Source organism: Paenarthrobacter sp. PPS72 (genome assembly GCF_048537125.1).
In the GTDB taxonomy this organism is placed as follows: Bacteria; Actinomycetota; Actinomycetes; order Actinomycetales; family Micrococcaceae; genus Arthrobacter; species Arthrobacter nitroguajacolicus_E.
The window spans coordinates 17,112-29,721 of sequence record NZ_JBLYIE010000070.1; the positions used below are offsets into that span (position 1 = coordinate 17,112).

Genomic DNA, 12,610 nt, shown 5'->3' on the forward strand with positions numbered 1-12,610 from the left:
TTCATTCTCCGGCGGGTTCTGGGACGTGGACTCCTGGCCTCGAGAGCAATGCGAATCGCTGGCGCCTTTATTGTGCTGCTCGGATTTGCGGGATTCAATGTTCTCAGCTACACGGTGATGCGGCAGTATCTTGGTGGAACTGATTTATTCGAACCGGTCATCGCAATCGCCAACGTTTCGGTGGGTTTTTGGGTCCTCATTGCGTACACGCTGATACGGGTCCTCTTCTTGAAGGCGGATGAACTTCTAAAGTTGTCCTTTCACCTTCCTGCCACCAACAAGGAACGAACGCTTGCCTTCGCTTTGTTCGAGGCATCGGTGGTGGCAGTGATGACGATTTTCGTTTTCGGCGCATTCTCGATATCAACGGTGCTTCTTGAGGGCCCGGATTTCATTACGAAGATTGCGGTGTCCATTTGGCTTCCCGTAGCGACTGTTTATCTTCTCCTCAGCCTGGCCTACTATCTCTTGGAACGCAGCCTCCTCATCATGCGGCTGGCACGACTCCGAGGACTACTGGTACCGATTGTCCTGGCGATAGGCCTCTCAGTTCTGTTCCCCTATACGAATGAGCAGACGGCGGTGATCGCCGAGAGCTTCGTCGAGGGGCGTGACTACAGTTCGCCGCTGCTGGTGTACTCCACACTTGAAAAGAATTTCGGATTGTGGCTCGCGGTGGTGAGCTTTGCCGCGGCCTCCATGGCCGTTATTGCCGGCATCGTAGCCGCTGCCCCCGGAGCATACGTCCCCCTCCGTCGCTTCATCATCTTGCTTCCTTCCGAGATTGCAACGTGGAGGCTGGGGGCCTACACGCTGGTGCTGTTCCGCAGCTTCGAAACACTCGTTTCCGTCATCTTCGTCTTAGCGTTTTCGCTGTTTGCATGGCTGCAACACATTGTCATTCCACCCTATGTTTTGGCTCTCATTACATTTCAGGGTGTGTACGCCTATGTAAATTCTGAACCATTGCGGCGCACGTTAGTGCTGCACGTCAGCGCGTGGAGGAACTACGCGAGCATCCTCGGCTCGCAGATAATCCTCTGGGTTACGGTCGCGATTCCAGTTACCGCGGCCAGTCTTGCTCAAGGCATTGAGCTCTCTGCGTGTTTTCCCGTAGCAGGATTCTGCCTCAGCAATATCCTTATCTCCACCCTCATAGGTATTGCGTTTCCACCTGAAAAGGGGAACCCATTCACTGTTCTGGTCGGTGCGGTGCTGGCCATTATCGTCATCTTGACGATCGCACTCGGCCTCAACGTATTCAATCTCGAACCGGTGATAAGCGCAGTAGTTTACTCAGTTCTAAATATCTTGGTTGTGACATACAGCATCCTCGGCATGCAGAGGATGGAAAGGATTCGACGCCATGAAGTGGCTTCTTAGAGTTATCACGGCCTTTTCAGTCTCATTTGTGATCACCATGGCAATGGTGGTGGCAGGATTCATCATGGCCATGTTTTCCACTATGGACGTGGGCGTCAGAAAATTTGGGCTTTTCGGTGCCATCTTCTTCGAGGCCCACGAGCAAGCCAGCGGCGCAACGGCCTTGGAAATTGGGGTCGCCGACGGCACACCCATTGCGATCATCTTCGGCATCTTCTTCGTTTTTTGCGTGGCAGTCACTGTAGTCCTTGAAAAGCTCAAGCTCCGCAAAAAGCAACTGCTGCAGGCACAGCAGCGGTGAATCTCAGCACGGTTCCCATTGACGAGGTCAAAGTCATGATGGCCGTCAAAAGCCTGGTTTGGGCCGTCCGCGTTCCTGCCGCCGCAGTGGCTGCCGGCTTCACTACCTGCGCAGTCACCGCGGTGGCAGGGATTCCCGGGATTCTGCAACCGGCCTTTTGGCTGCTGATCCATGCATCCTGCCTGCTGCTCGGCTTTGTGATTCACGAGGGCTCCCACGTCCTCGGCCTCAAGCTGACCCCGGGAATTACCCACGTCACCTTTGCGAGCACACTGCTGAGATTCTCAGTCATTCCCATGGGAAGACTAGTGGGTTGGCAGGCAGCACTTATTGCCCTGGCCGGCCCCTTGGCGGCGTGTGTCGCAGGTGTCCCGGTTGCCTTGGCGCTGCCTGACTATGCACTTCACTGGTGGTTCTTCCTTCACGCCATATTCTTGTTGCCACTTTTTGGCGACGGCAGAAGCATGGTCAAAGGCCTACTAGCATGGCGGCGGCAAGTACAACTGCTTCAGGTTGACCCCTAGCCCTGCCTGTCCTGCCATTGCCCGTACAGTTCCGGCCTGCGCTCACGAAGGTACGGGACTTCCTCACGCGCGGCTTTGACCGCTTCCGTGCCTACCTCGGCGAACAGCAAAGCTGAACCTTCCCCGGCGGCAGCCAACAGAGAGCCCTCCGGACCGGCCACAACGCTGCCGCCCAGGAAGTTGTACACGTCCTCGTGTCCGGAGTGGTTGGCGTAGGCCACGTTGAGTTGGCTCTCCAGGGCACGGGCTCGAATAAGCACCTGCGGAACGTTGTCGAAGCCCGCAGACAGGGCCGTGGGCACCAGCAGGAGTTCGGCGCCGCGGGTGGCTGCGGCACGGACAGCCTCCGGGAACTCCACGTCGTAGCAGATCAGCATCGACGTACGGATCCCGTTGAAATCCACGACGGCGGGAGGTTCTTGGGCGGCGACAAACGCCTTGTGCTCCTCGGGGCCGAAGAGATGCACCTTCGCGTAGTTGAGGACCTCGACGCCTGAGGCGTCCAGCAAAGTAGCCGTGATGTGCCAGCCGTTGCCCGCTGAAGTCTGCTGCGCGTCGTCGTCGTGCGCTGTCTCTTGCTGGTTGACGGCGGCCGGCCGGCTCAACGCCGGAAGGCTGTAAACCAGACCGATCTTGTGCCGGCGCGCGATGTCAGCCAAACGTTGGCGAATGCCAGGGAGGGTGGCGGGGTCCAGTTCGGCATGCAGCCGCAGAGGGGCATATCCCACGGGGAACAACTCCGGAGTGAGGAGCAACCCGGCCCCTGCGTGGGCGGCGCGCTGCGCGGCGTCGTCGATTGTGCGCAGGTTCGCCTCAACGTCCATGACGGAAGCGTTCGCCTGCAGGACTGAGAGCAGCATCATTACCACCTTGGTTTCGCCTGTTCCCGATGCCCACAGAAGGGGCCCGAGAGATTTCTTCTTCAAGCGTAGGCCTGGCCGGGATGCAAGGCGGGGGGCAATTGGACCTGCATGCCGCCGAAGCGGGACGCATTGCCCACCTCCCCCACGTTGCGGGGCCCACTCTGCGTCCCAACCCGGGATCTAAGCACGCACAGCAGGCCTCACAAGGGGTACGTGTCAAGCGTTCTTGCGTTGGAGTATGTCGGTCAGAGTTGACGCCTTGTGTTCACTTCTTGACTACAACCTCGCTTGTGGGGCAATCTTCTTGTCATGCCCGCTACGCAGCGCTCAACGAAGAGCCATCCAAGAAAACCCGGCTCGCAGTCCGCGCTGCGCCACCTGAACCAGCAACGCATCATCGAATGCCTGCTGAGCGGGCCCTCCACGCAGGCCGAACTCTCACGCCAGACCGGGCTGTCCACGGCAACGATCTCCAACATCGTGAAAATCATGCAGGACGCCGGCCTCGTTTCCACCGAGCCGACCACCAGCTCCGGCCGCCGCGCAACCAATGTGAGGCTGAACAGCAACGGTGCGGTCGCCGTCGGAATCGACTTTGGCCGCCGGCACCTGCGGGTGGTCCTGGCCTCGCTGGGCTATCACGTCATTGCCGAGGATTACATCGAGTTGCCGCTGGGCCATCAGGCCGAAGAAGGCATCGCAGCGGCAGTCCGGCTCCTGGAAAGACTGCTTCGGGAAAACGGCATCGACCGGACCGCGGTAGTGGGTGCCGGCGCCGGCATCCCCGGCCCCATCGACCGCCGCTCCGGCACCGTGGCCCAGGGCGCCATCCTGCCCGAATGGGTGGGCATAGACATCCTCCACAGGTTGGAAGAAGCCCTCAATTGCCCCGTCTTTGTTGACAACGATGCCAATCTCGGCGCACTGTCAGAGGTGACGTGGGGACCGCATAGCGGGGTCTCCAACCTCATGTTCCTCAAGATCGGCTCGGGCATCGGCGCAGGCCTGATTCTCAACGGGCTCCCCTACTACGGGAACGTGGGCATCACCGGCGAAATCGGCCATGCAACCATCCATGAACACGGGCTGGTGTGCCGCTGCGGCAACCGCGGATGCCTGGAAACCATCGCCTCAACCACCACCATGATCGAACTGTTGGGTCGCGGCCAGGAGAAGCTCCTGACCCCGCAGGACATCGTCCGCAATTGCCTGGCCGGAGACTCCGCAACCCAGCGGGTGGTTGATGATGCGGGCTTGGCAGTGGGGCGCGCGCTGGGCAACGTTTCGAACCTGATAAACCCTGAAGTAATCGTGGTCGGCGGACCCTTGGCAGGCCTGGGTGATCTCCTCCTGGACCCCATTCGCCGCGGCCTGGTTCGGCATGCAGTGCCCGTCGTCGGCGAAACGACGCACCTCGCGATGTCCTCCCTCGGAGCACGCGCAGAGGCCCTGGGCGCCGCCGCTTTGGTGTTTCAGCACGCAGGTATTACCGGTAGGTAACGAAATCGTTAGCTGGCTCTTGCGTTCAAGTCTTGACGACAACGCCCGTGATCCAGTTTACTTTTTCATCAGACAGCTCCGACGTTTGCGGAGCCGACAACGAAGTCATGCATTGGAGGCGTAAGGGCTGATGACAACCCTCGACACGCAAGGTGAACCCATCCTTTTGGAGATGCGTTCCATCACCAAGGAATTCCCTGGAGTGAAGGCCTTGTCGAATGTGAGCCTGCGGGTGATGGCAGGAGAAATCCACGCTATCTGTGGTGAAAACGGCGCCGGCAAATCCACGCTGATGAAGGTTCTGTCCGGCGTTTACCCCTACGGCAGCTACACGGGCGACATCGTGTACATGTCCCAGACGCAGCAGTTCAAGGACATCCGCGCAAGCGAAGCAGCCGGCATCGTGATCATCCACCAGGAACTGGCACTGATTCCCGAATTGTCCATCATGGAAAACATCTTCCTGGGCAACGAACCCACCAAGTGGGGAGTGATTGACTGGGCCGAAGCCCGAAAGCGCTCGCTCGAGCTCCTGGCCCGCGTTGGCCTGAGGGAAGATCCCGATACCCCCATCAAGGAAATCGGCGTGGGCAAGCAGCAATTGGTTGAAATCGCCAAGGCACTGAACAAGTCCGTTCGCCTGCTGATCCTGGATGAGCCCACCGCCGCGCTGAACGAGTCCGACTCGCAGCACCTGCTGGACCTGATCCTGGGCCTCAAGGGCAAGGGCATCACCTCGATCATCATTTCCCACAAGCTCAACGAGATCGAACAGATCGCGGACGAGATCACCATCATCCGTGACGGCAAGTCGATCGAGACGCTGAACGTCAAGCGCGACGGCGTGGACGAGGACCGCATCATCAAGGGCATGGTTGGCCGGACGCTTGAATCGCGCTTCCCGGACCACGAGCCAAAGATCGGTGAGGTTTTCTTCGAGGTCAAGGACTGGACCGTTGGGCACCCCCAGATCCAGGACCGCCTGATCTGCAAAGGTTCCAACTTCTACGTACGCCGCGGCGAAATCGTTGGTTTCGCCGGACTCATGGGCGCTGGACGCACGGAGCTTGCGCGTTCACTGTTCGGCCATTCCTACGGCCGGTTCATCAAGGGCCAGGTCTACAAGGACGGCAAGCCAGTGAACCTCCGCAGTGTTCGTGCCGCGATTGACGCAGGACTTGGGTACGTCACTGAAGACCGCAAGTCCCTGGGCCTGAACCTGTTGGATGACATCAAGACCACCACTGTGGCTGCTGCCTTGGACAAGATCAGCAACTACTCCGTGGTGGATACCCGCAAGGAATTCTCAGTAGCCGAGGAATACCGGAAATCGCTGCGGACCAAGACCCCATCGGTGGAGGAAGGCGTGGCCAAGCTCTCCGGCGGCAACCAGCAAAAAGTAGTGCTGGCCAAGTGGATGTTCACTGATCCCGACCTCCTGATTTTGGACGAACCCACCCGCGGAATCGATGTGGGTGCCAAGTTTGAGATCTACGGCATCATCCAGAGGTTGGCGAACCAAGGCAAGGGAGTGATTGTCATTTCCTCGGAGCTTCCGGAACTCCTGGGCCTGTCCGACCGCATCTACACCATTTTCGAAGGTGCCATTACCGGCGTCCTGGACAAGAACGAAGCAAGCCAGGAAAGCCTGATGAAGCTCATGACGTCCGCACGCAAGACCGCCTGACCGTTGGCCCAGACCCGCCCCTTCCTGACCCAAGGACCAAAACAATGAACGCGCTCAAGAAGCTATTTGGTGGCAATACCCGCCAGTTCGGCATGATCTTCGCCCTGGTGGCACTCATCGTCTTCTTCCAGATCTTCACCGAGGGCCGTACGCTCACCCCCGGTAACGTGATCAACCTGTTCAACGGCAACTCCTACATTTTGATCCTGGCCATCGGCATGGTCCTGGTCATCATTGCCGGCCACATCGACCTCTCCGTGGGCTCCGTAGCTGCCTTCGTGGGCGTCTTCGTCGCCCTGGCCATGCGCGACTGGGGCCTCCCCTGGTGGGCAGGCGTGCTCTTCGGTTTGCTCCTCGGAGCAGTGATCGGAGCCTGGCAAGGATTCTGGGTGGCGTATGTGGGCATACCTGCCTTCATCGTGACGCTGGCCGGCATGCTCCTCTTCCGTGGCTTCAACCAGTTCGTTGGAAAGTCCAACACCATCCCCGTTCCTGAAGACTTCCAGTTCCTGGGTTCGGGCTACCTCCCCGAAATCGGGCCGAACACCGGCTTCAACAACCTCACCCTGCTGCTGGGCATCGTAGCGGCCGCTTTTGTGGTGATCATGTCGCTCCGTGCACGCGCCACCAGCAAGGCACTGGGTGCTGAAGTCCCCGAGCTCTGGGTTGAGGTGACCAAGCTGGTCCTCATCTGCGGTGCCATCCTCTACGCAACGTACCTGTTCGCTACCGGCCGCCCCGGCACCTCCTTCCCCATCCCCGGTTTGATCCTGGCCGTGCTCGTCCTCATCTACGGTTTCATCGCAGACAAGACCGTGCTTGGCCGCCACGTTTACGCCGTGGGTGGCAACCGCCACGCAGCTGAGCTGTCCGGCGTGCAGTCCAAGAAGGTCAACTTCCTGGTCATGATGAACATGTCCGTGCTGGCGGGCCTGGCCGGCATGATCTTCGTTGGCCGTTCCACAGCTTCCGGACCGTTTGACGGTGTCGGTTGGGAACTTGACGCCATCGCCGCCGTCTTCATTGGTGGTGCAGCCGTTACCGGCGGCGTCGGTACCGTGATCGGTTCGATCGTGGGTGGCCTGGTGATGGCCGTCCTGAACAACGGCCTCCAGCTCCTGGGCGTTGGTGCCGACCTTACCCAGATCATCAAGGGCCTGGTGCTGCTCGCCGCTGTGGCCTTCGATGTCTACAACAAGTCGCAGGGCAAGCGCTCCATCACGGGCCTGTTGATGAAGAACTTCCAGCGCAACAACGACATCAAGCCCGATGAAACCACCTCCACCAAAGAGGTCATCTCCAAGGAAGCCTGACCGGTTTCCCAAGACTCGCTCCACCCCACCCACACAGAAAGTGAACCTAGATATGCGAATGTTTGGTAAAGCAGGAAAGGCAGCAGCAGTCGCTGCCATCGCGGCACTGGCGCTGACAGCCTGCGGCCGCACAGACAGCGGCTCAAGCAGCAGCACAGCAGGCGGGGAAGCGTTCCCCAAAGACTCGCTGATCGGCGTCGCACTTCCGCAGAAGACCAGTGAGAACTGGGTCCTCGCGGAGAAGCTGTTCAATGACGGCCTCACCAGCGCCGGGTTCAAGCCCGACGTCCAGTTCGCCAACGGCGGCGTTTCCGAGCAGCAGAACCAGATCAGTGCCATGGTCACCAAGGGTGCCAAGGTCATCATCGTGGGAGCCATCGACGGCGCCCAGCTGGGTACGCAGCTCAAGCAGGCCAAGGACTCCGGCGCCACGGTCATCGCCTATGACCGTCTGCTCCTCAACACCGAGAACGTGGACTACTACGTGGCCTACGACAACTTCAAGGTGGGCGAGCTGCAGGGTCAGGCCCTCTTGGACGGCATGAAGGCCAAGAAGCCTTCCGGCCCGTACAACGTGGAGCTCTTTGCCGGCTCCCCGGATGATGCCAACGCGAAGGTCTTCTTCGACGGTGCCATGAGCGTCCTGAAGCCGAAGATCGACGACGGCACCCTCAAGGTTGTCTCCGGCCAGACCTCGTTCGAGCAGGCTGTTACCCAGGGCTGGAAGGCTGAAAACGCCCAGCGTCGCGCTGATACGCTGCTCACCGGCAGCTATGGCACCGCATCCCTGGACGGCGTTCTCTCCCCGAACGACACCCTGGCCCGTGCAGTGCTGACGTCCGTCAAGGCCGCCGGAAAGCCGCTGCCCGTCGTGACCGGCCAGGACTCCGAGGTTGAGTCCGTCAAGTCGATCATCGCCGGCGAGCAGTACTCCACCATCAACAAGGACACCCGCAAGCTCGTTGAGCACGCCATCACCATGGTGAAGGACCTCCAGGCCGGCAAGGAACTGGAAATCAACGACAAGGACTCCTACAACAACGGCGTCAAGACCGTCCCGGCTTACCTCCTCCCGCCGCAGATCGTTACGGCAGAGAACGTCAAGACGGCTTACGTTGACGATCCGGTACTCGGCCCGATCACCAAGTAACTGATCACCAAGCAGCACCGTTTGTAAGAAAGCCTCGGTCCGCCAACTCGGCGGGCCGGGGCTTTCTCTTGCCCATGTGTTGGATCCCCGGTGCTTCCGTCTTGAGCAGGGCAGGATCGCCGGGGAGGTCAGAACCGGATCGCGTCGATGACCTTGACGCGGACCGCCACCAGAGCCGGGATGGCTCCCGCCACTGCTCCCACAAGGACTGCTGCGCCGAAGCCCATCAGCGCGGCGTCGATGGGGAAGGCCGGGTACTCCGTAAGTCCCGGCGCCACCTTTGCTTCGATCCACGGATGCTTCACCACTGCGACTGCCAGCATGACTCCGGCCAGGCCGGCCACCGCAGTGGCCACTACGGATTCCATCATGACGCCCACGAAGATCCGCCCGGACGTCGCCCCGAAGCTGCGCCGGATGCCGATTTCGCGGACCCGGTAACGCACTGTGACCATCGAAATGTTGAGCATCCCCACGGCTCCGAGGAGGAGGACCAGCCCTGCCACGCCGCCCACCACCATCTGGACGGGGGCCAAGGGATCTCCCCATGCTGCATAGTCCATGCGATTGGCTTGGGCGAAGTAGCCGGGGAATTGGCCTTGAAGATCGGCGGTAATTGCTGCTGTAAGGGCTCCGGCCTGTGCCTCTCCAACCCACATTTTGAACTCGGACATCTGCGGCTTGATCCCCGTCATGGCCGCACCCTCGGCAAGAATGAACGCGGAAGGTGGGGAGTCCGGGTAGGAATCAGGCACGACGCCGATCATCACCGCCGTCGCCGGCTGGTCACCGGGGATGCTCACCGTGGGATGGGTGAAGAGGTTGGGCCTGCCCGCTTGGTTATAAAAGGACTCAGAGACGACGACGGCGGGCGCGAGCCTTTTGCCGTCGTCGTCGGCGAACCAGCTACCTTGCTGCAGTGGGACGCGGTGAATGACGCCATAGCCGACATCCACAATGGTCACGTTCACGGTGGTGACACCACGGGGAAACTGGAATCCTGCCTGCGTCATGCCCACGTGCGTGGAGGTGGTGATGCCGTAGCGCTGCTGAATACCTTGATAGGCCTTCTCAAGTTTCACGGGGTCCGGCATCGTTTGTCCTTGGACGTTCAAGGACAGGGTGGCAACCCGGCCGCCGTTTCGTTCGGACTGCACCTTCATGCCCTCGCGCGCCAGACTGCCTACGCCCACCACGGAGGTCAACGCAGCAACGGACAGCGCCACGCCCAGGAGTGCCAGGAGAATGCGCACCTTGTTGATGCGGAGTTCCTGCCACGCTTCAACCAGCGTGGAAATGAAGCCGGTCATGCGCCCACTCCTGCAGGTGCCGTCAGTGGCAGCGGGCTGAGTACCCCTGAGTCCAGTCGGTAGCAGGCGCGGGCCAGGGCTGCGACGTTGGTGTCGTGAGTGATGGTCACCAGGGCCGCTGCCGTTTCCGTGGCCACGGTATCCAGCAGGGCCATCACGGATTGCCCGGTTTCCACATCGAGTGCACCGGTTGGTTCATCGGCCAGGATGAGCCTTGGCCTGCGGACCAGGGCACGGGCGATGGCCACGCGCTGCTGCTCGCCGCCGGAGAGCATATTGGGCATGGTCTTGGCGCGGGAGGCGAGGCCAACACGGTCCAGCATGTCCATGGCAATCTCGCGCCGACGCCAAAACTCATTGCCTTTGGCGTAGAACAGCGGCGTGATGACGTTGTCCAGCGCACTGCGACCGGGCAACAGGTTGAACTGCTGGAACACGAAGCCCACGGTAGAACCCCTCAATCTGGCTCGGGCGTTGTTGCCCAACCGATCGGCGGGCTGGCCCAGGAACTCCAACTCCCCCGACGTCGGGACATCCAAGAGGCCAAGAAGGTTGAGCAGCGTTGATTTGCCGCAACCGGAGCGGCCCACGATTGCGGTGTGGTCACCGCTGCGGACCTCGAGGTCGATGCCCCGGAGGATATTCAGCTGCTGATCATCGGGCAGCCTGACGGACCTCGTAACGGATCGCAAACTGACGAGGGTTTCTTTGGTTGTGTCCTCCATACCGTTGGCTGCCCTTAGCCCATCGGGCCGTAGACGGCCTGGCCGGGACCCATCATGGGACCTTCAACGGCCGGTGCCCCGGGAACAAATTCCAGGACCTGTTCGCCTTCGCTGAGGCCGGAGGTCACTTCCACCACCGAGCCGTCATTGAGCCCCAACTGGACCGTCCGCTGCTCAGGAGCCGTACCTGTCCCTCCGGGCCCGGCGATCCACACGATCCCGTCCTTCACGCTGCCCTTCACGGAGGTCAGCGGGACAGTCACAACGTCCAGTGCAACGCCTGCACTGACTGTCATGGTGGCACCCAGTCCCGCGAACACCTGCTGGCCCGAAGGAATCGCGCAGCTCAGCGTTCCCGTGGGAGTGCCGCCCTCTTCCGGCTGACCGCCTCCGCCGGGGCCGGCAACCGCTGCTCCGACGCCCATTCCGGCACCTCCACCCGTGGCGGCCAGCCCGCCCGAGCCGGCACCGCCGTCGTCGGACGTGTTGTTCTTGAGCGTCACATCGGCGCACTGGAACGGCGCCGGTCCACCCACTAAGGCAATTTCGGCAGGACCGGGTTTGCCCAGCAAGCGATACTGCTGCGCGGCAGTGACTGACCCGGCCACGGTGTAAGTTCCGGGATCGATCTTGCCCACGGACTCGCCCACGGTGACCTGCTGGTCAATGAGGGTTGTGAGCTGCTGCAGGGTTCCAGCGCGTGGAGCGAGGATATCGAAGTAGTCGTACACAGGCTTGGGAGCAGTTTGCGGCCCGTCCTGTGAAGTCTGCGTGGGAGCGACCGGGCGCTCAGCCTTGACCTGGAAAAGGACCTCGCCCTTGCTCACTGTTGCGCCTTGCTCCACGAAGACCTGGACTACTTTTCCGGCTGAGGTACTGCGGACGGTCTCGGCGGCGTCGCTCTGTACGGTGCCCTTGATTTCCACGGTGTTGGTAACGGTAGCTCGCGTGGCCGGGACTACCGGAATATCCACCTGCGCCAATGGTGCGGGCTCGGCAGCGGCCGATTCCAGTCCATCCACAAAAGCGATTTTGACTAAGGCCACCGCAATAATTGCGAAAACCAACAACCAGGCAACCGGCAAAATGACGCGCCGAAAAGTACCCATCCCTGCTCCATTTCGGTAACTCCCCACAGAACCTCTGCGAGGGATGATTGCCTAAGCCTAAGCGAGGAATTTCTGCGTTCCGGGCATTCCTATGACTTGACAGAAGCCTTACCGTGTCGGGATATCCGCACCCGTTCCCGGCGGGCGCACCCAACGTTCCCTGCGGGCGCACCCAACGTTCCCTGCGGGCGCACCCCCCCTTCCCGCCCGGCGCACCCAACGTTCCCGGCGGGCGCACCCCCTTCCCGCCCGGCGCACCCAAGGTGCCCTGCTTCCGCACCCCTTCCCGCCCGGCGCACCCGAGGTTACGGGAGCGCGCGGCGTAAAAGGGTGCGACCCATGCCCACGCAAGCCCTCGCACTTGTCCGGACCGGTTCCACATGGACTCCCGCTCGGCGCGCCCGTTCCCGCCGTGGGCACCCAACGTTCCCTGCGGGCGCACCCCTTCCCGCCCGGCGCACCCAACGTGCCCTGCTTCCGCACCCCTTCCCGCCCGGCGCACCCGAGGTTACGGGAGCGCGCGGCGTAAAAGGGTGCGACCCCTGCCCACGCAAGCCCTCGCACTTGTCCGGACCGGTTCCGCAAGGACTCCCGCTCGGCGCACCCCTTCCCGCCGGGCGCACCCAACGTTCACTGCGAGCGCACCCCTTCCCGCCGGGCGCACCCTACGTTCCCTGCTCCGCACCCCTTCCCGCCCGGCGCACCCCATGTTCCCTGCTCCGCACCCCTTCCCGCCCGGCGCACC

Annotated in this window: 11 protein-coding genes; 7 read left to right on the forward strand and 4 right to left on the reverse strand. The window is 61.4% G+C overall.

Features of this window, described 5'->3' with window-relative positions:
- Nucleotides 1-48: 48 nt before the first annotated feature.
- The 3 genes from ACLRGI_RS22390 to ACLRGI_RS22400 are packed head-to-tail and all read left to right on the forward strand — an operon-like array spanning nt 49 to nt 2,208.
- The gene (locus ACLRGI_RS22390; protein ID WP_419203651.1) at nt 49-1,383 is read left to right on the forward strand and encodes a hypothetical protein; all 1,335 of its coding nucleotides are present in this window, start codon (nt 49-51) and stop codon (nt 1,381-1,383) included.
- Nucleotides 1,367-1,684, forward strand: a complete 318-nt coding sequence (locus ACLRGI_RS22395) for a hypothetical protein (RefSeq protein WP_231341125.1) — start codon at nt 1,367-1,369, stop codon at nt 1,682-1,684. The genes ACLRGI_RS22390 and ACLRGI_RS22395 overlap by 17 nt, the downstream gene beginning before the upstream one ends.
- Nucleotides 1,681-2,208, forward strand: coding sequence for a hypothetical protein (locus ACLRGI_RS22400; RefSeq protein WP_419203652.1), 528 nt, complete (start codon nt 1,681-1,683; stop codon nt 2,206-2,208). The genes ACLRGI_RS22395 and ACLRGI_RS22400 overlap by 4 nt, the downstream gene beginning before the upstream one ends.
- Here the strand turns inward: ACLRGI_RS22400 and ACLRGI_RS22405 are convergent.
- Nucleotides 2,205-3,071: a carbon-nitrogen hydrolase family protein gene (locus tag ACLRGI_RS22405; protein WP_419203653.1), complete on the reverse strand. Its 867-nt coding sequence runs from the start codon at nt 3,069-3,071 to the stop codon at nt 2,205-2,207. The two genes, ACLRGI_RS22400 and ACLRGI_RS22405, sit on opposite strands and share 4 nt — an antisense overlap.
- A gap of 309 nt (nt 3,072-3,380) precedes the next feature.
- On the opposite strand from ACLRGI_RS22405, the gene ACLRGI_RS22410 reads away from it, so the two are divergent.
- The 4 genes from ACLRGI_RS22410 (at nt 3,381) to ACLRGI_RS22425 (ending at nt 8,721) form a co-directional block, all read left to right on the forward strand.
- Nucleotides 3,381-4,571: an ROK family transcriptional regulator gene (locus ACLRGI_RS22410; RefSeq protein ID WP_419203654.1), complete on the forward strand. Its 1,191-nt coding sequence runs from the start codon at nt 3,381-3,383 to the stop codon at nt 4,569-4,571.
- Nucleotides 4,572-4,701: 130 nt separating this feature from the next.
- Complete coding sequence (gene mmsA, locus ACLRGI_RS22415; RefSeq protein WP_419203655.1) at nt 4,702-6,258, forward strand: multiple monosaccharide ABC transporter ATP-binding protein; 1,557 nt, start codon at nt 4,702-4,704, stop codon at nt 6,256-6,258.
- Nucleotides 6,259-6,302: 44 nt separating this feature from the next.
- Nucleotides 6,303-7,571 (forward strand): multiple monosaccharide ABC transporter permease, encoded by a 1,269-nt coding sequence (gene mmsB, locus ACLRGI_RS22420; protein WP_419203656.1) that lies wholly within the window; start codon nt 6,303-6,305, stop codon nt 7,569-7,571.
- Nucleotides 7,572-7,623: 52 nt separating this feature from the next.
- Nucleotides 7,624-8,721, forward strand: coding sequence for a substrate-binding domain-containing protein (locus tag ACLRGI_RS22425; RefSeq protein ID WP_419203657.1), 1,098 nt, complete (start codon nt 7,624-7,626; stop codon nt 8,719-8,721).
- A gap of 128 nt (nt 8,722-8,849) precedes the next feature.
- On the opposite strand, the gene ACLRGI_RS22430 is transcribed toward ACLRGI_RS22425, so the two are convergent.
- Genes ACLRGI_RS22430 through ACLRGI_RS22440 form a run of 3 tightly spaced genes read right to left on the reverse strand, consistent with a single transcriptional unit; the run spans nt 8,850 to nt 11,865 of the window.
- Nucleotides 8,850-10,031, reverse strand: a complete 1,182-nt coding sequence (locus tag ACLRGI_RS22430; RefSeq protein WP_419203658.1) for an ABC transporter permease — start codon at nt 10,029-10,031, stop codon at nt 8,850-8,852.
- A complete protein-coding gene (locus tag ACLRGI_RS22435) occupies nt 10,028-10,756 on the reverse strand; it encodes an ABC transporter ATP-binding protein (protein ID WP_419203659.1) in 729 nt (242 codons plus the stop codon). Before ACLRGI_RS22435 ends, ACLRGI_RS22430 begins: the two co-directional genes overlap by 4 nt.
- Before the next feature lie 14 nt (nt 10,757-10,770).
- On the reverse strand, nt 10,771-11,865 hold the full coding sequence (locus ACLRGI_RS22440; RefSeq protein ID WP_419203660.1) for an efflux RND transporter periplasmic adaptor subunit: 1,095 nt from the start codon (nt 11,863-11,865) through the stop codon (nt 10,771-10,773).
- Nucleotides 11,866-12,610: the final 745 nt, after the last annotated feature.

Bases quoted from the DNA above. Each gene is read 5' to 3' on its own strand.
- mmsA (WP_419203655.1), top strand. From the start codon at position 4,702: ATGACAACCCTCGACACGCAAGGTGAACCCATCCTTTTGGAGATGCGT.
- ACLRGI_RS22410 (WP_419203654.1), top strand. From the start codon at position 3,381: ATGCCCGCTACGCAGCGCTCAACGAAGAGCCATCCAAGAAAACCCGGC.
- ACLRGI_RS22390 (WP_419203651.1), top strand. From the start codon at position 49: ATGCGAATCGCTGGCGCCTTTATTGTGCTGCTCGGATTTGCGGGATTC.
- ACLRGI_RS22405 (WP_419203653.1), bottom strand. From the start codon at position 3,071: ATGATGCTGCTCTCAGTCCTGCAGGCGAACGCTTCCGTCATGGACGTT.
- ACLRGI_RS22430 (WP_419203658.1), bottom strand. From the start codon at position 10,031: ATGACCGGCTTCATTTCCACGCTGGTTGAAGCGTGGCAGGAACTCCGC.
- ACLRGI_RS22440 (WP_419203660.1), bottom strand. From the start codon at position 11,865: ATGGGTACTTTTCGGCGCGTCATTTTGCCGGTTGCCTGGTTGTTGGTT.
- ACLRGI_RS22435 (WP_419203659.1), bottom strand. From the start codon at position 10,756: ATGGAGGACACAACCAAAGAAACCCTCGTCAGTTTGCGATCCGTTACG.
- mmsB (WP_419203656.1), top strand. From the start codon at position 6,303: ATGAACGCGCTCAAGAAGCTATTTGGTGGCAATACCCGCCAGTTCGGC.
- ACLRGI_RS22425 (WP_419203657.1), top strand. From the start codon at position 7,624: ATGCGAATGTTTGGTAAAGCAGGAAAGGCAGCAGCAGTCGCTGCCATC.
- ACLRGI_RS22395 (WP_231341125.1), top strand. From the start codon at position 1,367: ATGAAGTGGCTTCTTAGAGTTATCACGGCCTTTTCAGTCTCATTTGTG.